This window comes from Methylovulum psychrotolerans, from assembly GCF_002209385.1.
Taxonomy (GTDB): Bacteria; Pseudomonadota; Gammaproteobacteria; order Methylococcales; family Methylomonadaceae; genus Methylovulum; species Methylovulum psychrotolerans.
Genome location: NZ_CP022129.1, coordinates 2,039,051 through 2,060,482 on the forward strand (window position 1 = coordinate 2,039,051; position 21,432 = coordinate 2,060,482).

The 21,432-nt window shown below is 49.3% G+C and carries 22 protein-coding genes and 1 tRNA gene; 13 read left to right on the forward strand and 10 right to left on the reverse strand.

The genetic code is table 11. From position 1 onward, the window contains the following. The first annotated feature begins 2 nt into the window (after positions 1 to 2). Genes CEK71_RS09345 through CEK71_RS09360 form a run of 4 tightly spaced genes read left to right on the forward strand, consistent with a single transcriptional unit; the run spans position 3 to position 2,305 of the window. Positions 3 to 650, forward strand: coding sequence for a hypothetical protein (locus CEK71_RS09345; protein ID WP_088619140.1), 648 nt, complete (start codon positions 3 to 5; stop codon positions 648 to 650). Positions 651 to 699: 49 nt separating this feature from the next. Next, positions 700 to 1,062 carry a roadblock/LC7 domain-containing protein gene (locus CEK71_RS09350; RefSeq protein ID WP_019867017.1) on the forward strand — a complete coding sequence of 121 codons (363 nt, stop codon included), beginning with the start codon at positions 700 to 702 and terminating at the stop codon, positions 1,060 to 1,062. 11 nt (positions 1,063 to 1,073) lie between these two features. Continuing rightward, positions 1,074 to 1,547 carry a PAS domain-containing protein gene (locus CEK71_RS09355; RefSeq protein ID WP_088619141.1) on the forward strand — a complete coding sequence of 158 codons (474 nt, stop codon included), beginning with the start codon at positions 1,074 to 1,076 and terminating at the stop codon, positions 1,545 to 1,547. 11 nt (positions 1,548 to 1,558) lie between these two features. Further along, a complete protein-coding gene (locus tag CEK71_RS09360) occupies positions 1,559 to 2,305 on the forward strand; it encodes a phosphate/phosphite/phosphonate ABC transporter substrate-binding protein (RefSeq protein ID WP_088619142.1) in 747 nt (248 codons plus the stop codon). A gap of 79 nt (positions 2,306 to 2,384) precedes the next feature. Here the strand turns inward: CEK71_RS09360 and phoR are convergent, their stop codons facing one another. From phoR to CEK71_RS09380, 4 genes are all read right to left on the reverse strand, one after another. After that, complete coding sequence (gene phoR, locus CEK71_RS09365; RefSeq protein ID WP_088619143.1) at positions 2,385 to 3,668, reverse strand: phosphate regulon sensor histidine kinase PhoR; 1,284 nt, start codon at positions 3,666 to 3,668, stop codon at positions 2,385 to 2,387. A 5-nt stretch (positions 3,669 to 3,673) separates the two neighbouring features. Beyond that, complete coding sequence (gene phoB / locus CEK71_RS09370) at positions 3,674 to 4,366, reverse strand: phosphate regulon transcriptional regulator PhoB (RefSeq protein WP_088619144.1); 693 nt, start codon at positions 4,364 to 4,366, stop codon at positions 3,674 to 3,676. An 88-nt stretch (positions 4,367 to 4,454) separates the two neighbouring features. Beyond that, positions 4,455 to 5,489 (reverse strand): FAD:protein FMN transferase, encoded by a 1,035-nt coding sequence (locus CEK71_RS09375; RefSeq protein ID WP_088619145.1) that lies wholly within the window; start codon positions 5,487 to 5,489, stop codon positions 4,455 to 4,457. Between the two features lie 82 nt (positions 5,490 to 5,571). Beyond that, positions 5,572 to 6,522, reverse strand: coding sequence for a hypothetical protein (locus CEK71_RS09380; protein ID WP_088619146.1), 951 nt, complete (start codon positions 6,520 to 6,522; stop codon positions 5,572 to 5,574). 112 nt (positions 6,523 to 6,634) lie between these two features. Here CEK71_RS09380 and CEK71_RS09385 point away from each other — a divergent pair, with 112 nt between their 5' ends. After that, entirely contained in the window at positions 6,635 to 7,936 is a 1,302-nt protein-coding gene (locus tag CEK71_RS09385) for a PepSY-associated TM helix domain-containing protein (RefSeq protein ID WP_088619147.1), read from the forward strand. After that, the gene (gene queG / locus CEK71_RS09390; RefSeq protein WP_088619148.1) at positions 7,933 to 9,006 is read left to right on the forward strand and encodes a tRNA epoxyqueuosine(34) reductase QueG; all 1,074 of its coding nucleotides are present in this window, start codon (positions 7,933 to 7,935) and stop codon (positions 9,004 to 9,006) included. Before CEK71_RS09385 ends, queG begins: the two co-directional genes overlap by 4 nt. Positions 9,007 to 9,063: 57 nt before the next feature. Here the strand turns inward: queG and CEK71_RS09395 are convergent, their stop codons facing one another. The 4 genes from CEK71_RS09395 to CEK71_RS09410 form a co-directional block, all read right to left on the reverse strand. After that, the gene (locus CEK71_RS09395; protein WP_088619149.1) at positions 9,064 to 9,954 is read right to left on the reverse strand and encodes a hypothetical protein; all 891 of its coding nucleotides are present in this window, start codon (positions 9,952 to 9,954) and stop codon (positions 9,064 to 9,066) included. A gap of 110 nt (positions 9,955 to 10,064) precedes the next feature. Beyond that, positions 10,065 to 11,042 (reverse strand): ABC transporter permease, encoded by a 978-nt coding sequence (locus CEK71_RS09400; protein ID WP_088619150.1) that lies wholly within the window; start codon positions 11,040 to 11,042, stop codon positions 10,065 to 10,067. A 76-nt stretch (positions 11,043 to 11,118) separates the two neighbouring features. Next, positions 11,119 to 11,352, reverse strand: coding sequence for a hypothetical protein (locus CEK71_RS09405; RefSeq protein WP_088619151.1), 234 nt, complete (start codon positions 11,350 to 11,352; stop codon positions 11,119 to 11,121). Positions 11,353 to 11,389: 37 nt separating this feature from the next. Next, positions 11,390 to 13,519, reverse strand: coding sequence for an ABC transporter substrate-binding protein (locus tag CEK71_RS09410; RefSeq protein WP_088619152.1), 2,130 nt, complete (start codon positions 13,517 to 13,519; stop codon positions 11,390 to 11,392). A gap of 73 nt (positions 13,520 to 13,592) precedes the next feature. On the opposite strand from CEK71_RS09410, the gene CEK71_RS22520 reads away from it, so the two are divergent. The 5 genes from CEK71_RS22520 (at position 13,593) to CEK71_RS09440 (ending at position 17,957) form a co-directional block, all read left to right on the forward strand. Next, entirely contained in the window at positions 13,593 to 13,874 is a 282-nt protein-coding gene (locus CEK71_RS22520) for a hypothetical protein (RefSeq protein ID WP_157679107.1), read from the forward strand. Between the two features lie 186 nt (positions 13,875 to 14,060). Beyond that, positions 14,061 to 14,834, forward strand: coding sequence for an enoyl-ACP reductase FabI (locus CEK71_RS09420; protein ID WP_269766615.1), 774 nt, complete (start codon positions 14,061 to 14,063; stop codon positions 14,832 to 14,834). Positions 14,835 to 14,908: 74 nt separating this feature from the next. Beyond that, positions 14,909 to 14,984: transfer RNA gene (locus tag CEK71_RS09425), tRNA-Thr, on the forward strand. A 456-nt stretch (positions 14,985 to 15,440) separates the two neighbouring features. Next, positions 15,441 to 17,579, forward strand: a complete 2,139-nt coding sequence (locus CEK71_RS09435) for a tetratricopeptide repeat protein (protein ID WP_088619155.1) — start codon at positions 15,441 to 15,443, stop codon at positions 17,577 to 17,579. Between the two features lie 111 nt (positions 17,580 to 17,690). Further along, positions 17,691 to 17,957, forward strand: a complete 267-nt coding sequence (locus tag CEK71_RS09440) for a hypothetical protein (RefSeq protein ID WP_088619156.1) — start codon at positions 17,691 to 17,693, stop codon at positions 17,955 to 17,957. 344 nt (positions 17,958 to 18,301) lie between these two features. Here CEK71_RS09440 and CEK71_RS09445 read toward each other — a convergent pair whose 3' ends face one another. Then, the gene (locus tag CEK71_RS09445; protein WP_088619157.1) at positions 18,302 to 18,796 is read right to left on the reverse strand and encodes a DUF3368 domain-containing protein; all 495 of its coding nucleotides are present in this window, start codon (positions 18,794 to 18,796) and stop codon (positions 18,302 to 18,304) included. After that, positions 18,793 to 19,041 carry a UPF0175 family protein gene (locus tag CEK71_RS09450; protein ID WP_088619158.1) on the reverse strand — a complete coding sequence of 83 codons (249 nt, stop codon included), beginning with the start codon at positions 19,039 to 19,041 and terminating at the stop codon, positions 18,793 to 18,795. Before CEK71_RS09450 ends, CEK71_RS09445 begins: the two co-directional genes overlap by 4 nt. 672 nt (positions 19,042 to 19,713) lie before the next feature. On the opposite strand from CEK71_RS09450, the gene CEK71_RS09455 reads away from it, so the two are divergent. Then, a complete protein-coding gene (locus CEK71_RS09455) occupies positions 19,714 to 20,538 on the forward strand; it encodes a hypothetical protein (RefSeq protein ID WP_088619159.1) in 825 nt (274 codons plus the stop codon). After that, complete coding sequence (locus tag CEK71_RS09460) at positions 20,535 to 21,278, forward strand: M15 family metallopeptidase (RefSeq protein WP_198328528.1); 744 nt, start codon at positions 20,535 to 20,537, stop codon at positions 21,276 to 21,278. Before CEK71_RS09455 ends, CEK71_RS09460 begins: the two co-directional genes overlap by 4 nt. Positions 21,279 to 21,432: the final 154 nt, after the last annotated feature.

Below are 21,432 nucleotides of genomic sequence, written 5' to 3' on the forward strand. Positions count from 1 at the left end.
CGATGAGTGGCGACTATTCTTTAACGGAAGGCCTCTATTTATATCCTACGCCAGCCGGGGCCTATTATGCGGTTTGTTCCATGGAAACGGATAAGCCCCGCCAGTTTTTAAGAAGACTCTTATTGCAGCCGCAAACGCCCGCCCTCACGCTAGATAATTTGCAGGATTTGATGAACCATGATGACCCTGAAAAATGTTTTGAGTTATTGCACCATTGCCAAAAACTACGTTGGATACAGGGCGTGGCAGAACCTATTGAATATCCCATCGGCTCCCTTGAAAGCTTGCTGCCGCAATTGTTGAGCAAGCTTTCTGAAAACGGCAAGGTATTGTTGGCAGAAAAACAAGGTTTTTATCTTGCAACTCACGGCTTCCCGCACGAGGTTGCCGAAGAGCTGTCCGCGTTGAGCGCGGAAATCGCTACCGTTCATGACCGCCGGGCAGGCCTGTTGGCCAATAATATGGGGCTGATGAGTCAGGCGTGGTCTATTGTTGACGTTTTTGGTAATAGTGAAGTGGGGTTTTGGCCGTTATTTATATCCAATAACCGGTTCGTCATTGCCGTTTATGGCATACCCCATTTTAACCAACCCGAATTTGTGTCTTTGGTTTGGGCATTGAGCATACGTTATGCAACAAAGGAGAGTTAAATTGAACGTTAACATTACATTTTTAAAAAGTAAAAGAGGAAACTAAATTATGCGTGCAAACATGTTGACTTCTGTATTGACAGAACTTAACGGTACTTCGGCTGATATTGAAGCATCGGGAATCATTTCAACGGATGGCTTGATGATAGCGTCGGTTTTACCTGCATCTATGGATGAAGACAGAGTGGGTGCGATGAGTGCGGCAATGTTGTCATTAGGGGATAGAACGGCGCAGGAATTGGCAAGAGGCACCTTAGAGCAGGTATTGATTAAGGGCGCTAACGGGTATGTGTTAATGACGTATGCCGGCTCAGAATCGGTTTTGACGGTGTTGGCCAAGCCTAATGCGAAATTAGGCCTGATTTTCCTTGATGTTAAACGTGCAGCGGCCAGTATCGCTGATTTCCTGTAGACCTTTAAAAAATGCGCGACTTTAGACCCGAAGATGTGGTAGGTGACTGCAAGGAGGCGGTGCTTAATTTGTACGGCGGTTTGCGGCGGACGGTTTTATATTCAGAAATTGAAGTGCCTTATCCTGACGGTAAGCTGATTGTTTCGACCACGGACAAAAATGGCATCATTACCCACGTTAACAAGGCGTTTGTGGAAATGTCGGGCTATACCGAAGAAGAATTGATTGGTTCGCCGCATTCCATTCTCAGGCATCCTGACATGCCTGCCGTCGCATTTAAAGACTTATGGGATACGGTTAATAAGGGCGTACATTGGCAAGGCATTGTTAAAAATTTGCGTAAAGACGGTTGCTTTTATTGGGTAAAGGCGACGGTGATCCCGAATGTCCGGCAAGGCCAAGTGGTCAGTTATACGTCTGTGCGCCGCAAGCCTTCGCGCACCCGGGTTGAGGAATCCATAAAGCTTTATGCTTCGTTACGTTAGAGACAAACACCATGACTTACCAGTTTACCGTTAGCCCTGATTTTCCCCCCGACCATTTGTCGGGATGGTATATTTTTAATACGTGGCTACAGAAACAGACAGGTGAAGGGATTCATCTGGAAATGTACAACAGCTTTCAAGCCCAGCGGTCAGTCATTGAGAATGACGGCATCGATCTGATTTACGCCAACCCCTTTGATGCCGCCATGTTAGTCCGCGACAAGGGTTTTTTTCCGTTGGTGCGCCCTAGAGGCATTACTGACGAGGCAATTATCGCCGTCAATGCCGATAGCGCGGCCCATGATGTCGCAGATTTGTCGCCTGGCACCACGATTGCCATGACTGATGACCCGGATGTCCGCATGATGGGTATGATCTTGCTGGAAGCAGGCGACATTTACGCAAATAATTCCCAGACCATCCCTTGCGATGCCTATATTTTAGTCGCTAAGCAGTTATTGCAAGGCCATGCTGATGTCGGGGTGTTTCTTGCCGAGGCTTATGATAATTTGTCCGGCCTGATTAAAAGTAAATTACGGGTGCTGGTCAGAAGCGAAATTAGCGTTATTAACCATTCATTGATGCTAGGCCCTAAATTGGCGCATCGCCAGCACGAGTGGCAGGAACTGCTAGTGGCGATGGGTAGTGACGATAAAAGCACGGCTGTACTGAAAAGCCTGGGCTTTTCGGCATGGGAGAAAATCGAATATGAAGAAATGGAATTTATGATTGATTTAATGGATACCTTAGCGGTATAGGGGCCATTAGCCTGATAGCGGTAAACAAGCCCGTTCCTGCTGATGCAGGAACGGGCTTTTTATTGTATGCGGGCGGCGATTAGCCGCTGCAACAGACCCGCTTCAGCGGGAAGTGACAACTAAAGCAACTGCCTTTACCCAATTCACTGGTGATTGCTAAGGTCGCTTCATGACGCATCAGAACATGTTTGACAATCGCCAAGCCCAAGCCGGTGCCGGGTATCTTGCTGCGGCGCTTGTTCTCGACCCGATAAAAGCGTTCGGTGACCCTAGGAATATCAGACGCGGCGATGCCTTCGCCAAAATCTTCAATATCCAGGACAATTTCGTCTTTACCTTGATACCAGCGCACTTTCACCACCGAATCGTCAGGCGAATATTTTAGCGCGTTGCCGAGCAGATTGGTAAAGGCGCTGCGCAAGTCTTGTTCTTCGCCGTACAGATGGGCGGCGGTCTCCAAGGTCAACTCAATGCGTCGGGAGGCGTTTTCCATGGTGTCGCCTTCTTTACAGATCTGGCCTAATAGGGCCGGCACATCAATGCACTGGGTTTTTTTCTGTTGCGTCTCCAAACGGGTCAAAAGTAACAAGTCATCGACTAGATGTTGCATCCGCTCGGTTTGCCCGCGCATTTCCTTGAAAGAATTGGTCAGCAGCGGCGAGGTGTCGTCGTCCATATCCTGCAAAGTTTCCAGATAGCCTTTCAGGACGGTCAGCGGGGTGCGCAGCTCATGCGAGACATTGGCGACAAAGTCTTTGCGCATAATTTGCATTTTTTTCAATTGCGTCACGTCTTGCGCCAACAATAAGCGCAGGCCGGAGCCGTAACAGATAACCCGCACTTCCAAGGTGATGCGGTTATTTAACGGCGACGGCAAGATGACCGGTTCGCTGTAGTTGCCCGATTTCAGATAACGGATAAAATCGGGGAAACGCAGTAAGTTGACGATACGCTGGCCTTTGTCCGATTGCTGCAAGCCCAACACCAGCCGTGCCGCCTTATTGGCCCATTCAATCTCATCATTAGCCCGCAACACCACCGCCGCATCGGGTAAGGCTTCGGTGGACTGGCGGAACTGCTCGATCATTTTGCGCAATTTTTTCTTGCGCCGCTTATCGCTTTTTTTAATCCGGTAGATATGATAATAAATTTCTTCCCATATTCCGGTAGTTTTGGGATAGATGCCTTTACCCCCAGCACTGATCCAGCGTTCAAAACGGCGGATTTGCAACAGCTGGCAAATCCATAAGAACAGTGTGACCAAAAATAGGGCAGAGAACACCGCTCCGGTAATGGAGCCGATAATACAGGCGGATAACAATAGCAGTGAAGCGGTGATTAATTCTTTTCGCCAAACACTCATGCAGGTTATTCCATTAGGGAAAAGCGGTAGCCAAAGCCGCGCACGGTCTGCACCAAGTCTTCCCGCCCGTGTTCGCCGAGAATTTTGCGCAGGCGGCGGATATGCACGTCAATCGTGCGCTCTTCAATATAGACGCTACGCCCCCAAACTTGATCGAGCAATTGGGTGCGGCTGTAGACTTTGTCGGGGTGGGTCATAAAAAATTGCATCAGGCGGAATTCGGTCGGGCTGACCTCCAATTGCTTATCGCCGATGCTGAGCCGGTGTTGCTCGGTATCCAGCACTAAATCGCCCAAGGCTATTTGCGCCAAGCCTTGGATTTTGCCGCTACGGCGCAGCACCGCGCGGACTCTGGCCACCAATTCTTTCGGTGAGAAAGGTTTGGTGATGTAGTCGTCAGCGCCGATCTCCAGGCCTCTGACCTTATCTTCCTCTTCGCCGCGGGCGGTCAGTAAAATAATCGGCAAATCCCGGTAAACAGGCTCTTTTTTTAAGCGTCTCGCCCATTCGACACCGCTAATGCCGGGCAACATCCAGTCTAATAAGATCAAATCGGGTGAAATATCATTTAAGGCCTTCTGGGCATCTTCAGCATCTACGGCGGCAATGGATTTAAAACCCGCTTGCTCAAGCACCATCATCAGCATACCCCGGATGGCATCTTCATCTTCAACAACAAGAATATTCAATCTCGACATAAGTTATACAGCTAAAAAATAAATGATTATATCGTAACAAGCCCAGCATTGCTTTTTGATGACAACGCCACCGCTGCTTGCCACGCGTTTATTTGATGGTGATGGTATGCAATGCTTCCAAGGCAGCGCTGCTATATTCATTGAAGCTGTTATCTTGATTTTCGATAAACAAGGCGGCAATCCCGGCTTTATTGGCGGCGGCAAGGCCAGCCTCACGGCCCAGGCATAATAAGGCGGTGGACCAGGCATCGGCTTGGGTGGGGTCGTTATGGAGGACAGTGACCGAAACGGTGTTATGTTCTACGGGTACGCCTAAGCGGGCATCTAAGATATGGCTGTAGCGTTTGCCGTTGACATCAAAATAGTGCCGATAAGTGCCTGAAGTCATCACCGATAACGGCTCAGATTGGTTAATGGTGATGATTTTTTGCATGGTGCGCTCCTCGGACAAGGGTTTTTCCAACGCGATGCGCCAGGCTTCACCACTGGGCTTTTTGCCGCGTGTCTGCAATTCTCCGCCGATTTCCACCAGATAATTGTTAATGCCTTGCTGTTCCAATAACGCCGAGATACGCGCCACGCTGTAGCCTTGGGCGATGGATGACAGGTCTATGCGTAAATGGGGGTTGAGCTTGCGTAAATGGGTTTTGTCCAGCACTTCGATTTTGGCAAACCCGACTTCTTTTAAGGTGGCCTGTAAGGCCGCTGGGGTAGGGGCGGAAAATTTGTCGGCCTTAAAGCCCCATAAGTCAAACAGCGGCTTAATGGTCAAATCATAACAGCCTGCGCTGGCGGCACTGACGGTACGCGCTTGTTCAATTAGGCCGATGATTTCCTCATTGACGGTTTGCGGTTCGCTGCTGATCGTGGCGTTGAGCTGTTCAATCTCCGAATCGGGGCGGTAATTCGACAATAGCTTATCAAGGCGGCTAAATTCGGCATCCGCCAAAACCTTAATAGTGTTGGTGTCCAACGGCTGGGTTGTCCAAAAACTGACATGATACGTCGTGCCTTGCGCTGCGCCGGCGAATTTTTGTAGCGGCGGCTCCGAACAGCCGGACAATATGGCGGTTAACAAGAACAGTAGGGCGAGGGCGGCGTTGCGGTAGGGATAATGGCTCATGGGGATAGGGGGTTAATTTAACGGTAAGGGGGCATTATACCAAGCTGGCGGGGCTTCTAGGTAAAAGGCTGTCGCCATTTCATCAGGTGGCTGACGTATCTATCACCTTAATATATTCCCCTTTAGCCTCTCTGGTCGCCCCCACCACTAGCCGTTGCTGGCCGTCCGCCGTTTGTTCCAGCATTCCGGCGGCTTCGACGTTTTCTCCGGTTAGGGCTTGGCCGCTATAAGTGGCGGTGAAGCAGATAATGGTGGGGATGGTCGGGTGGTCGGTGCTGAACTGTGCCGGATAATCAAAGCTGTAGGTATCGTCGGTAATCCGGCAGTGCAGGGTCGCCGAGCCTAATTTTGTACAATCGCCGTCTTCGGCTACGCTGTCATGCACGAGGCTGAGGTCAAATTTACGCCCGTTAATCAGGCCTTTGTTATACTTACGCCGTTCATGCCAGAGGTATTCCGGGTAGCTTAACGCCGCTTCGCGGCGTTGGTAGGCATCTTGCCAGTCGGCTTCCGCCAATTCCGCCAACAGGCCTTGCAGGGTCAGTTCGCCGACCAACAAACGGCAGTGCTTGAAAACGGCGCGGTCGTAGCATACCAAGTCAATATCCGAGGCAGGGTTATGGGTGTCGACCAGTACCGAGCCGGTAATGCCGACCTCGGCTAAATTCACCCCGTGGCTTTGCAATAAATTGCCCAGTTGATAAGCGTCTTCTAACACGGCATCTGTCCGGGGGCTATGCAGCAGGGTTTGCAGGCGTTGGCGCGGGGTGTGGTGGCGGATGATCTGGGGCAGGGGGACAGCGTGCAGATGGGCGGCGAGGTGCGGCGAAAAATGCAGATACTGGGGATGGTGGGCGTGTAAAAACGCATTGGCGGCGGCAGTGGGGTATTTTTTCCAGCCGGACGCTTCCAAGACATAGCGCAGAAAGCACAGCACCTTACCGTTTTCTAGGCCTTGGCTGACGACGGCAAATAATAGCCCTTCAGCAGTGGCAATAAAATCTTTCGGGTAAAATAGCGGTGGTTTATTCATAAAATGGCAAGCACAGTAAGCACGGGTTTGCTGTTATTATGCCAGTTTCGGCTTGGGCGGGGGCTAAAATCTGCCCAGCTTGGCTTTTTTTATCGTTTTCTTATTAGTTGTCATGCAGATACTTTCACGCTATTTGACCCGCGCCGTTTGGCTTAAAATTCATCTCTATCTGGCGTTGGGCGGCGGCTTTTTTTTCGCTTTGATCGGCCTGACGGGCAGCCTGAATGTTTATCGGACTGAGCTGGATACTTGGTTGAACCCGCAGTTGCAGATTGGGCAGCCACACGGGCCATACCAGTCTTTAGATAAAATGCTCGCCGCCGTTAAGGCCGCGCACCCGCAACGCTATGGGAGTTGGACGCTGGAGTTGCCGGAGTCACCGGACAGGATGGTCATTGCGTGGTATGAAAAGCCTCAAGAGACTTATTTTGCCTATTACGCGCCGCTGATGGTGGCGGTCAACCCTTACACCGCTGAGGTCGTCGAAAGCCGTTTCTGGGGGCAAACGGCTATGACGTGGTTGCTGGATGTCCATACCCAGCTTAGGTTGGATCGGTTTGGTTGGCAATGTGTCGGGGTGTTGGGCGCGTTGCTGATGGTGTCGGTAATGACCGGCCTGTATTTGTGGTGGCCTGTAGGCGGCGACTGGCGGCGGGTGTTTGCCTTGCGCCTGACCCAAGGCATGATGCGCTTGCTGATGGATGTGCACCGTTGGCTGGGGCTGTTAAGTGCCGGGGCTTTATTGGTGTTGGCGTTTACCGGGCTGCAATTAAGTTATCCGCAGATTTTGGAGGCGTTGACCGGGGCTGAGGACATGGGACATGGCAATAATGGCAAGCCCGTATTGAGTACCGCCCGAACTAACGCGCGTCCGGTGCGTTTGGAAGAGGCCGAGTTTATCGCGCGTGGGCCGTTCCCCCGCGCCACCCTCAGGCGGGTAACTACGCCCTTGGGTGAAGACGGCACTTACCGGGTTAATGTCCGTCAAGCGGGCGAGGTTAACCAAAAGCATCCCTTTACGATGGTTTGGATAGACCGTTGGAGCGGGCATATTAAAACCGTCCGTGACCCTAACCGTTTTACGCGTGGAGAAACCTTGATGACGTGGATGTGGCCGTTACATACGGGCGAGGCCTTAGGGGCGGCGGGGCGGTTTGCTTGGTTTTTGGCGGGGCTGTGTCCGGGGTATTTTTATGTCAGTGGTGTGCTGCATTGGCTGCACCGCCGTGGCAAAGTCCAAGATAGGCCAGTGCCTTGGCATAAGCTGCGGCAAGCGGGGGTAATGGGGTTGGCGGCGGCGCAAGGGCTTTGGCGGTTCGCTTTGCCGTACGCGCAAGCGGCAGTGCAACGGGCTAGGCCTTTCGTCCAAGCACTGTGGCTAAAAGGTCGGCAGTGGTGGGCGGCGCGGCGATGAGCGAAGCCGATACCGCTATGGTTGAGTTGGCGCAACAGATCAAGCAATGGGGGCTGGCGTTAGGGTTTCAGCAAGTCGGTATCAGCGACACGGATTTGGCGGAGGCCGAAGGCCATTTGCAGGGCTGGTTAGCCCAGGATTTTCATGGCGATATGGACTATATGCAGCGCCACGGCCTGAAACGTAGCCGCCCGGCTTTGTTGCAAGAAGGTACCCGCAGTATCATTTCGGTGCGCATGGACTATTTGCCGGAAGCGGCGGCCGCCATGCACTCGGTTTTGGCGGACCCGGCGGCGGCGTATATTTCCCGCTACGCTTTGGGGCGGGATTACCATAAGGTGTTGCGGAACCGCTTGCAAAAACTGGCCGATAGAATCCAAGCCCAATGCGCCGACTTAGGCTATCGGGTGTTTGTCGACAGCGCCCCGGTGTTGGAAAAAGCCATTGCCGAAAAAGCGGGTTTAGGCTGGATAGGCAAGCATTCTAATCTACTGAACCGCAAAGCGGGCTCGTGGTTTTTTTTAGGGGAAATTTATACCGATTTGCCACTGCCCGCTGATACGCCCACAGCTAACCATTGCGGGGTGTGTACGGCCTGTTTGGCCATTTGCCCGACCCAGGCGATTGTCGCCCCTTATCAAGTCGATGCCCGCCGCTGTGTGTCGTATTTGACGATTGAACTGCATGGCCCTATCCCGGAAGACTTGAGGCCCTTGCTGGGCAACCGCATTTACGGTTGCGACGATTGCCAGTTAGTCTGCCCGTGGAACCGTTTTGCCCATTTCAGTAGCGAAAGCGATTTCCACCCTAGGCACAGGCTTAACAGCCAGCAATTGCTGGCGGTGTTTGCTTGGGATGAGGCCGAATTTTTACGCAAAACCGAAGGCTCGGCGATACGCCGGATCGGCCATGAGCGTTGGCTGCGCAATATTGCTGTGGCTTTGGGCAATGCCCAGCCCAGTCCGGCCATTATTGCCGCCTTAACGGCACGTTTGGCGCATCCCTCGGCATTGGTCAGGGAACATGTGCAATGGGCTTTACAGTGCCAGACAGGCCTTAATGATGGGTGATGCTAAACTTGCGGGCAAGATGCCCGCGCTCCAAGGCTTGTACCTTTTAGCCTTTGCTTAAGGCAATGGCTGTACCGGGTAAACTGTCCATTGCGCTCCATTAGCGGATTTTACGCCACCCGCAGTGGTATGGACAACCATGAAGTTATTGGTGACGGAACTGACCAATGCGGATGAAATGCCGTAGCAGCGGACAACGCGTCCCCATGAGGATTTGTTATTGACTTTCATAATGGCTTGTTGGGTGCTACAGCTAGAGGTCAGGTCATCTTTGTTGAGCTTGACTTTAAGCGTGCCACCTTTTAGCAGGGTCGGATCGGTTGCGGTTAAAATAATGTCAACATCAAAACTGCTGTAAATCGGTAGTTGCCCCGAAGCGGGGAATATGGCGAGGTCTACGACGTTGCGTTGATAAATGACGCGTTCAAAGGCATCGCTTTGCTCTAGTCCGGTATTTGCGCCGCACCGTCCGCCGTTAGTGATAGTGTCGTTAGCGGTTTGCCAGCATAAGCGGGTGCTTTGTCCGGTTGCGGAGGGGGCGTTGTCGCAAGCGTTACGGGTTAACAGATCCCCTTGATTGGCGAAGCCCCAAGAATAGTTGTTGTTGAAGTACCAGCTTGTGCCGTTGGCGTTGTGCGGAGTGTTGCTGGTGCCGGTGTCAAATAACACGTCAGCGCGTAACGCTTCCGACAATAATTGTACGGTATCGCTACCCGTCGGACGGCAAGCCAGCATCAAGTTGGAACCTGGGCATTGGTTTTGGATGGTAGCCAAGCCTGTTCCGGTAGTTTTATAGGTTTCACGGTAGCACTCATGCCAGCGGCTATTGGCGAGGGTGGCAACAGGGACATTGGTTTGTGGGCCGATAGGGTCGTAAGCATAGGTCGTGGTACTGGCGAAAGCCGATAATGCCAGTACCATAGCAATGTAATGTTTGTTTGTGTTCATGAAAACCTCATCCGATTAGTTAAAGTAGCTTATGTTTAAGCATAGAAGCTAAGTGCCCGCTATTCAACCTAGGCGAACGTTTTTGTGAAAAACTACCCAAAGGCAAGGTATCAGGATAATCTGACCCTAGGGTCAACCAACGTATAAGAAATGTCGGTCAGCAACAGCCCCAGCACATACAGCAAAGAGCCTAAGAACACCATCGCCCGGACAGTGGCAAAATCTTGGTTGTTGATGGCATCAATCGTGTAGCTGCCTAGGCCGGGGATGCTGAAAAACGACTCCATCACCAAACTGCCCAGAAATAAGCTTGGCAACACCACGACCACCCCGGTCAGGATCGGGATCATGGCATTGGGTAAGACGTGCCGGAACAGGGTCGCCGTTTCGCTCAGGCCTTTGGCGCGGGCGGTGCGCACATAATCCTTACCGACCTCTTCCAAAAACAGCGTCCGGTACCAGCGCACCCCCGAACCGATACCCGAAAACACGCCGATGATAATCGGCAAGATTAGAAACTTAACCGCTGCCCAGCCGTCGTCATAACCGGAAATAGGCACTAGCCTTAACAGCTTGCCGGCAAAAAATTGCCCGCCGATAATATAAAACAGCGACGACACCGACATCAGCAACACGCACAGCACCAGCCCCGCCTGTTCTAAATAGCTGTTACGGAACAGCACGATCAGTAACGCCAGACAGACATTGAGCAATAAACCCACGGCTAAGGTCGGCAAGGCCAAGGCCAAGCTAGGCAGCGCCCGTTCTTGAATATCCGCGCCAATATTCCGGCCACTGTCGGACGTGCCGAAACGGAACACAAATAGGCTGGCCGACTTTTGGAAGAAAATGGTCTGGGTCAGTTTTTCACCCCCTGGCGCGTGGCTATCCCATAGCAACGGCAAGTCATAACCGTGCTGGTGTTTCCAGTTGTCGATAGCTTGCTGGGTGACATGTTTTTGCCCCAGTTGTAGCCGTGCCATATCGTCGGGGCTATTGACGATAAAAAACAGCACAAACGTCAGGATGTTAACCCCCAGCAAAATAGGGAAGGCGTATAAAATGCGGCGGATGATATATTGGATCATGGGAGGTTGGGTGTCCTGGGGGAAGCTAAGGGCGGTTCGCCGCTATCATATCAAGGGCAAGTGTCTAAAACGCTATTCATGCCCATTCATCGCGAATAGTTTGTTGAAACTCTAAGGGATCTTGCGTTAAGGCCAGCTTTCCGGCATGGCGGTTTATGGAATGGAGGGCCGCGGGCCGGGCATTTTCTTCCGTGGCTTCATCCACCAGCACAATGACTTTAACGGACTTGCCTTCTTGCCAATTTTGGTAAGCCATGGGAAGCTGGATTAGGCCGTTATGTAAATGGGTTTCAAATTCTATGGCTTGCATAATTTTTCCTTCAAAATCTACATTAAATATCTGGGCATCAATTGCCCCGCAGCTTGCGCCGATAAGCCCTGGCCGCAGGTAAGGCCAGCAACACCAGCCCTGCCGCCAGCACCCCTAAAGGCCAGAAAATAGGGCGGTTCCATTGCGCCCGTTTTTGTGCCCGCTCTTGGGCATCAATGCGCGTGTATTTAAGCTGGTTATTCGCCATTAAATTGGGTTTCAGGTTTTTAAACCAGCTATGGTATAGCCCGAAGCTTTTCGGGTGGAGGCCGAACAGCCAAGGGGCATCATGGCGCACTTGCACTTCCAGTTGCTGGATCAGTTGGTAACGTTCTTCACTGTTGTCCATATTGCGCATTTTCTCAAACAGGCGGTCGAAGTTGTCGTTTTGATAATTGCTGGCATTTTCGCCGCCGAATTTTACCTTGGCATTGGCGCTGTAGAACAGGAACAAAAAATTCTCCGGGTCAGGATAGTCGGCATTCCAACCCCAGACAAAAATTTGTGCATTGCCGGTGCGGACTTTTTCTTGAAAACGGTTGTAATCCGTGACCCGGAGGACTAAATCGATACCCAGCTTGGCAAATTGTTTCCGATACCAGTTCAGCAGCGGGCGGTCATCGACCCCAGCCGCCATAGTATCAAAATATAAAATCAACGCCCGGCCAGTTTTCGGATCCACACCGTGGGCATAACCCGCTTCCGTCATCAATTGCTGGGCGACGGCGAGGGGTTTGCGGCGCGGCTTGCCGTCGCGCCATTCGTAAACGTTAGGGTTAATGCCTTGCTCGCCCTCGGCAAAACCAAAAATGCCCGGAGGAACGGCCCCTTGCGCCGGTACGCCCCGGCCATTGCGGAAAATCGAGATCATTTCTTCATAATCCACGGCAATGGCAATGGCTTGACGTAACTTGCGGGCATTTTCGCTGCTCCCGCCTATGGTCGCGTCCAGCATATTAAAGCCCATATAATAGGTCGACGTTTCGACGCTGGTCTGCAACTGCATCCCTTTAGCTTGCATGGCCGGCGTTAACGCCGCTTCGCCGCCGCCAGTAAATTGCACGGCTTGGTCGAAGTTATCCGAGGCAATGCCCGATAAATCAAAATAGCCTTGCTGGAACTTACTCCAATAGGGGATGGTTTCCTTCTCCAACATAAACACCGCCTTGTCGATAAACGGCAAAGGTTTGCCTGCATCGTTTAATAGGCCTTTGGCCTTGTCGTCCGGCTCGCCCTCAGTCGGGTAGGTTTCGGGATGGAAGTTAGGATTCTTCTGCAACACCATGCGCCGGTTCGGATTGTTTTCCGCCAGATAATAGGCTCCCGTACCGATAGGGAACCAATCTAAGGTGATGTTTTTATCTTTTAAGCCTGCTTGCCCATAAAACACATCGGCCTCCCAAGGCATCGGCGCGAAAAACAGCATCGCCAACCAATAACTGAACTGCGGATATTTGCCCTTAATGCGGATACGGTATTGCGTCGGGCTGGTGGCCTGTACGCCCGCCATGGCGATGTCCTTAATGGCGGTTTTGGGCTTGTCGGCGACTTGCTGGGCAAAGTCGGCAAAACCGACAATATAATTCTTCATAATCTCAGCAATCGGCGATTGGTTTTTCGGGTGCGCCAAGCGTTTGATCTGATAAACATAATCTTCGGCCAGCAACGCCCGCGTCCCCGTTTGCGGCAAATCGGCCAAAGTTTTTAGCGGCGCAATCTCATCAGGGTTTAGCTGATGATACAGATAAGTGCCGTCGGCTTTTTTCGCCAGGGCAGGGTGGGGCTGGTAACGCACCCCGTCTTGCAGGGTGATGACATAATCGGTAAAGGCAATGTCCTGCTCGGCAGCCGTGGGCGGCAAGGGTTGGCCTTGGGCGTTGATATAGTCTATTTGCGGTAAGCTCTTGGCGGTCAGCGGCGTTAGCTGATAAGGCCGTTTTAAGTAATGGTATTGCAGGGGCGGCTCATAAATCTGCGCGATAAACGTGTATTCGTTAGACGCGTACGACATCGCCGGATCCAGATGCTTCGGGCGTTCCGAGAAGGATTGATATAAAATGTTCTGCTGATCGTCAGCATCACTATAAGGATTATTCAATTGTGAGGGCTGGCAAGCCGTCAAGACAAGGGCGGCGGTCAGCAAAACGGCACAGCTTGATATTTTCATCACGGTTCGGTAGGTCTAAAGCCTCCCCAAGCGGGGATTGATTAACTGATATTACGCAGATATTTTCTGCGATTTGAAAAAACAAATAATGAGTCGCTATCGCGACGATTTTTTAATCGGGTTCTCGCACCCGAAGGCGAGATACTTTCTTTTGCTCCGCCAAAAGAAAGTATCCAAAGAAAAGGCGGCCCGATTACCGCTTCTTCCTGCGCTTCTCGGTTTTGTCGGGGGGTCGGCAGAGTGGGCTCCTGCCCACCTGCCGACGCGCGGCATCCCTGCCGCGCCCCTTCGGGCCAATCCCGAAAAAACCTGCGATGCTCGGCGCGGCAAACGGGAAAAAGATGTTACTGCGTAACATCAGTGATTAACATTGACAACGATAGCTTGGCATCGTTATCCTTCGCAATTGATTTTCCGCTTAAGGGCCGCCTGCTACAAGTGGTGGCTAAAAAGCAGTTACACAAGCCTCTTTATATAGCGGCTGTGCCAATAGAACAAACTTATTTTAACAATAAAAAGACGAGGCGATGATATGGGATTCATGCAAGGTAAACGAGTGTTGATAGTAGGCTTGGCGAGCAATCGCTCAATTGCCTGGGGGATTGCCAAAGCCATGCACCGCGAAGGTGCCGAACTGGCGTTTACCTTTCAAAATGAAAAATTAGAAAGCCGGGTGCAGGAAATGGCCACCGAATGCGAATCGTCCATCGTGCTGGAATGCGATGTCAGCTATGACGAGCATATCGACAACGTTTTTAAAGCCCTGGGCGAGCATTGGGACGGCCTGGACTGCATCGTCCACTCGGTCGCCTACGCCCCGCGTGACGCACTGGACGGCGATTATGTCAACGCCACCACCCGCGACAACTTCCGCGTCGCCCACGACATCAGCTCGTACAGCTTCACCGCCTTGGCAAAAGCCGGACGCGCCATGATGGCAGGCCGCAACGGCTCGTTAATGACGTTGACCTATCTGGGCGCAGAACGTGCCATCCCTAACTATAACGTCATGGGGGTCGCCAAAGCCAGCTTAGAAGCCAACGTCCGTTACATGGCGATGGCCTTAGGTCCCGAAGGCACCCGCGTCAACGCCATTTCCGCCGGCCCTATCAGAACCTTAGCCGCTTCCGGTATCAACAACTTTAAAGCCATGCTCAGCAAAGCCGCCGACACCGCGCCGTTAAAACGCAACGTCAGCATCGAAGAAGTCGGCAACGTCGCCGCCTTTATGTGTTCTGATTTGGCCTCCGGCGTTACTGGTGAAATCACTTATGTGGACTGCGGCTACAATATCGCAGGCTTAGCGGCATCGTAAAAACGCCGTGAATTAAAAAAAGATTGAAAACAGGCTATGCAGACGCAAAAAATTGTGTATAATAGCCGCTCTTTGCTGGTGTAGCTCAGTTGGTAGAGCAGCTGATTTGTAATCAGCCGGTCGCGGGTTCGAGTCCCATCTCCAGCTCCAAAGAATTCAAAGGCTTAGGCGGTTTCCGTCTAGGCCTTTTTTATTGCTTGTGCCAAAACTTTGTCCAAAACTTTTTCATTTTGGCCGATTTCCCCCCGAAAAATTCCTATTTTTTTGCCTAAAAATTTGGCGTTTCCATAGTAATGGACATGCTAAAAATCAACGATTATTCTGGCTGCTTAAGGGCATAAGATAACAATATTATCTCCAACAAATACCATGCTAAGATGACAGCTCTTTAGTTTTATCAGAAGGGTTAAAGCGTATGATTGATTATTTAATAGAACATAAATCATGGGAATGGCTATTCAGCGGGATAGGCGTTGTTGTGGTTGGCGGATTAATTGGCTTATTGTTTAGAAAAAAGCAGCCGCCGCAAACGACAACCCTAAACCAAACCGTAAACGGGTCGCATAACCACACAGCGCAAGCGGGCGGTGACATAACGGAAAGCAAATGAACCTGTTCAGATGGTTTAAAAAGCCATCCTTTGCCGAACAATCGGTAATAGGAAGTCATAACACAGCCCTTCAGGCAGGCCGTGATATTCATTACGGCATCACGCCAGAAAAATTTGAGGCACTTGCCAAAGAACTGGGAGTTACCCAAAACGCCTTGGCAAACTTTTTTAAAATCCTCGAAGAACAGGCCGTCCCTTATCAGGATTACGACCACACTCTACGCACCATTGCCGAGCGTTACCTGAACGCCTTAAAAGAACTCGCCAGCTTCCAATCGGAAGACCTGGAGATAAAGGCATTGTTGACCCAAGCGGAACAGGTTTTGGAACAAGGCGAGTTTGAACAGGCGGAAGTGTTCATTAACCAAGCGAAAGACAAGAATTTGTTGGCCGCAAAAAACCTGCTGGACAACGCCAAGAAATACCTGTTGTCCGCAGCGGCAAGCGCGGTACACAATGGTAGATTAAAGCTGGCGCAAATCAAATATGCCAAAGCCGCTGACTATTTTCAGGAAGCCGCCGATATTTTGCCGTCAGAGTTTGTAGAAGAATTAGCGTATTGCCTAAATCAAGCTGGAAGTGCTTGGTATAATGCTGGAAAATATGCAGAGGCAAAACCCTTTTTTAAGCGTAGCCTTGCAATTCGGGAAACGTTTTTAGGCAACGAGCATCTTGATGTCGCCGATAGCTTAAATAACCTGGCAGGACTTTATCAAACTCAAGGCAAGTACATCAAGGCGGAGCCCCTATTTCAGCGTAGCCTTACGATTCGGGAAAAGGCGTTAGGAGCAAATCATCCTGATATTGCTACCCTCCTAAATAATTTAGGAGGGCTTTACGGCATTCAAGGCAAGTACAGTGAAGCCGAGTTTTTGTTTCAACGTAGCCTTGTGATTGTCGAAAAGGCATTGAGCGAAGATCATCTTGATGTTGCTGGCACATTAAATAATTTGGCAGGACTTTATAAAGACCAAGGTAAATACCTCGAAGCGGAGCCCTTGTTTCAACGCAGCCTTGTTATTATAGAAAAGGCATTAGGTAAGGATCATCCTAATGTTGCCGTTAGCATAAACAATCTGGCAGTGCTTTATCAAATTCAAGGCAAGTATGGTAAAGCGGAGCCCTTGTTTCAGCGTAGCCTTGCGATTATGGAAAAGGTATTAGGTGAAGACCATCCTAATGTTGCTGCCGGCCTAAACAATCTGGCGGAGATTTACCTCATTCAAGGCAAGTATGCTGAAGTAGAACCCATGTATGGCCGCAGTCTTATTATTATAGAAAAGGCATTAGGCAAAGACCATCCTGATGTCGCCGCTAGCCTAAACAATCTGGCAGAATTTTTGCGTAGCCAAAGCAAGTTTGACGAAGCCGAACCCCTATTTCTTCGCAGTCTTGATATTAGCGAAAAAGCTTTTGGCAAAGAGCACCCTTCTATTGCTAACATCCTAAATAATCTGGCAGGACTTTATCATGACCAGGATAAGCTCCTTGAAGCGGAATCCCTGTACCAACGCAGCCTTGAGATTAAAGAAAATGCTTTGGGTAAAGACCACTCTGATGTTGCTATCAGTTTAAACGATTTAGCTGAGATTCTGCGTAATAAAGGCAAGTACACCGAAGCTTACTCCTTATTTCAGCGTAGCCTTTCAATTAGGAAAAAGGCCTTTGGCAAAAATCATTCTAATGTTGCCGACAGCCTGAACAACTTGGCAGAGCTTTATCAAGATCAAGGTAAGCATGCCGAAGCGAAATGCCTGCATCTCCGCAGTCTTGCAATAAGGAAAAAGGTCTTTGGCAGAGACCATCCTAAAGTAGCTGTAAGCTTAAACAATCTGGGAAATATTTACCAGACTCAAGGAAACCTTCCTAGAGCCGAACTTATGTACCGTTGCAGCCTTGAAATTCTTGAACAAATTTTTGGTAATGATAGTGCTTATTTATGTGCTTGTCTGAGCAATCTGGCACATATTTACCAAACTCAAGGTAAGTTTCCCGAAGCCGAACGCATGTACCGTCGCAGCCTTATAATTGTGGAGAAGACATTTGGTAAAGATCATTCATCTGCTAAAGCCATAAAAAGCAATATGCAGAAATTACAAGCGGGTATGTGCCAATATTCCTACAAAATAATTTAGTCCTTAGGATTGGCAGGCTATTTTGTCTTCTACAGCAGCGAACGTTACCGCCACGTTATCAAACAGAAATCGCTTAACAAGCCCCAAAAAAAATAAGCAGGAGATTTTACCATGCCCACCCTCAGCGAAGAAATACTTCATGATTTGGCCGGATTGCCCCCAGAAATGCAGGTGGAGACACTCGACTTTATCCGGTTTCTTAAGGCTAAATGGGCAAAAAACAATGCCCTGAACACAGAGGCCAAGCCCAATGGCTTTGCGGTTGCCGAACTGTTGGACAACGCCGCAAAAAATAATTTGTTTGCAAGCATTGATGACCCTGCCGCTTGGCAGCGTGAAATTCGCCAAGACCGTCCGTTACCCGGGAGGGAAGAATAATGGGTTGCTTGCCGTAAGCAACCCGGTGAAAGGCTTGCGAAGGTGCTGGCTCAGGGGGTATGCGCTTAATGATACAAATTCATCTAAGTAGGTGTTCATATATTTTTTAACATTTGTGAATTTTACCCCGCTTCTTGTTCCCTGGTCGAAGCCCCGCTCCCTTCGGCTTCGCTTAGGGAACGGGGCTTCGACCAGGGGCAAGTCGGAGATAAAAATATTAAAAGACTTATAAACCACTACTTAGGTGGAAATATGCACCGTTTGGTGGGGTTATCCGCTAAAATTTTAATGCGGACAATTTAAACGTTAGATTTTTATGAGTTCGTGAATTCACCTGTGATAAATTAGTGTCTATTCACAGCCGAACAAGCGGCTTCAATCAAATCATTGGATAAATAATAGCCAGCCTGTTTTAGCGTAATCAAACTGGCGCGTAAATCGCTTATTTCGCCGTGCCGTGCCGCCTCAACCAACAAGCCGACCGAACCTTTTACAGGCAACTGATAGACATGCTGGGCAATATGCCGCCCGCGCTTTTCATCGATAATTGCCATGCACGGATAATGCTTGCGGGCTAATGCGATGACCGAGGCTTCGCCAATATCTAATTCAGCAATCAATAGCGGGTCTAGTTCCGGTGCTGGAGCAAGATGCCGCTGCCAGATTGGGTTGCGTAAATCATCGGCCCCTGTCCGGCCAATACCCGCGATTGCGACTTCTTGATACACCGCATCGGGTATCCAAAATTCTTTGAATACCAGCGGCAAAATATCCAAACGGCCCAGTAACGATAAGGCAATCAACGGCCCGGAATTGATCACGGCCCGATCCAGCATCATGGCGCGAACTCGTCGATCATTTCCTCGGCGCTTAAATCGACGACTGGCACACCCGCTTTACCAACGGCCATTAGAAATTCAACGCGTGACTGGTTACAGAGTTTGCCTGCTTTACCCGAAGAGATGCGCCCTTGTTCAAACAATTTCAAAGCTAAAATAAAACGGGCTTCATCAGCAAAGTTACCAGGAATACAGGCATCTAGCGGCAAACCGTCCACGGGTAATTCGAGTGCGATGGTTTTCATATTTGACCTCGGTGAGTGAATGGATTAACGCTTATAAGTAGATGTGCATATATCTTTTAACATTCGCGAATTCAACCCCACCCCACCCCAGCCCTCCCCTTCGCAGGGGAGGGAGCATCTTCCCCGTCGAACAGGCGAAAAAGCGTTTGAACGCTGTTTGTGGTTCAGGGGCTTTCTCATTGAGATGGTATTTTTAGATAAGAAATCCGTAAAAATCAATTAACTCAAGTTGCAATTGCGAGGGCAATCCGGTGAGGTTGATTTGGGCCAACTGGGGTTGGCTGACTGCGGTTTTTTCATTATTCAACATAAATCACCTGATAGTCCAATGGTTTTTCCGTGGCTTAGTTTTCATGGCACACACCTCCAAAGTTCTGGGGTGAAATTACGCCACTTAGGCAACAAAATCAACAAAATTCCCGATTTATACGCACCCCATAATCCGGTACAAGCAGAAAATCCTAAGAAAAATGGTAAATAAAACAGTTGTTTTTATAGGTTAGTGGAAAATGCACTATTTTTTAGGTACTAGTTAATATCTTTCATGGGGGCTTAAATGCTATTGTTCGAACCGTTTTTGGGAAGTCAAAAAGGGAATGGCGATGATTGCCCTGCAAAGGATAAAAACCGCCAAGATCAATTGGCGAATTCTAGTCACCTTTAGAGGATATTATGAGAAAAATAATAGTGTATTTTTTGTTAACACTAGCAAGCTTTTCTGTCGTAGCAGAAGAAATTCCTAGTATTAAAGGCATTTATGGTGTTGCTTGGCGGGTTGGATTCATAACTTATCGGGGTCTTTTAGCTATGGAGGGCAGTAAAGGTGAAATGTGGGTTAGCTTTTTTGATACATCCCTTAATCAAACCCGAAAAATTAAAATGAACATGCGGTTTATTAGTTCGTCATCGGGTCATATTTTAGCCGGATACGATCCTATAAACATTGATGCTAATACAATGGATACCAATTATTCTCCAGATAATTTGATGTTCAATGTTTTACCGACGGGTAAATTTGAATTGTTCAATGTTAATGATAATGGGGTGGCTGCAAAAATCACTTATGAAGAAATAACGACCAAATCAGAGCTAAATGAAGTTCTTGGGGAAATGGGGGTGAATTCTGAAACCAGTAATGTACCCATCAACTTATTTAAAAGCGAACCCAAACGAACTGCATCTGTTTTATCAGAAGAAGCAAGTGAGAGTTATGTGGCCCGTCTTGGGATAAAAGACCACTTTAATAGCAAAGGTGAGCGTTTGAGTTCGGTCGCGGCAATTATCCGTCAGGATAGGGCTAATTTTCATGATTTAAACGTCCGTGATAGTGAGGATGAATCCGATAGCCTGTTCGGCAATAAAACGAATCGTGAGCATTTGGAAGGTATGTTGAATAGGGGATCTGTCGAAAGTAGCGCTAAAGAAGATATTCTTAACGGCACGCCGCTTATTTTGGTGAAAATTTACAAAAACTCTATTAAAGTGTATGCACAGTGAGAGCCCTAATTGCCCTTTTTCTTAGTTCTTTGCTGACGGATGCGTATGCAGTTTGTGATAAAAATGCCGACATTTTAGTCAGAGCTTATCCTGAGCATTTGGTTACCTGCAAAGATAATTATATTATTTGGCGTTCGGGTGAGCGGCAACTCTACGATGACCAGAAGAAAAAAGATGTTGACCAATTATTAGAACATCCCGATTTGGAAGATATGTTTACCTACTCCTATCCGGTAGGCATCCATTCATTCGGGGCACCTGCTGTCAATGTTGATCCGGGGCGCATAAGAAATGAAGCATTTTTTAAGCGCCTTTACGGCTCAAGTGCCGCAGAGGTCAACAGCCATTTAACCGCGCTGAGATGGATGCCAAAATCAAGTAAGCAAATTATTAAAATTCAACGCATCAATGGCGTTGCGGGTAAGCTAGAGCAAATTTCCCAAGAATTGGACGGGCTGCCTGCTGAACTGAAAAAATTTGTTAGCAATACTTCGGGTACGTTTAATTGGCGTGTCATTAGCGGGACAAAGCTATTAAGCAACCATTCGTTTGGGATAGCGATAGATATAAATACGAAATTTTCTAATTATTGGCAATGGTCCGGAAAAATGCAGTATAAAAATGCGATTCCGCAGAAAATAGTTGAAATATTTGAGAAGCACGGTTTTATTTGGGGTGGCAAGTGGTATCACTACGACACTATGCACTTTGAATATAGGCCTGAATTATTAATGAAATGATAAAGTTATCACTCGATCATCAAGTTTTTCATAAAGTCACCTCTAAATAGTGGAAAAGATTAGCGAAGAGCCAAGGCTTGTCAAGGTAGACGGCTCCCTCCCCTGATGGGGAGGGTTGGGGTGGGGAGAATAAAATCAATGACTTATACATATA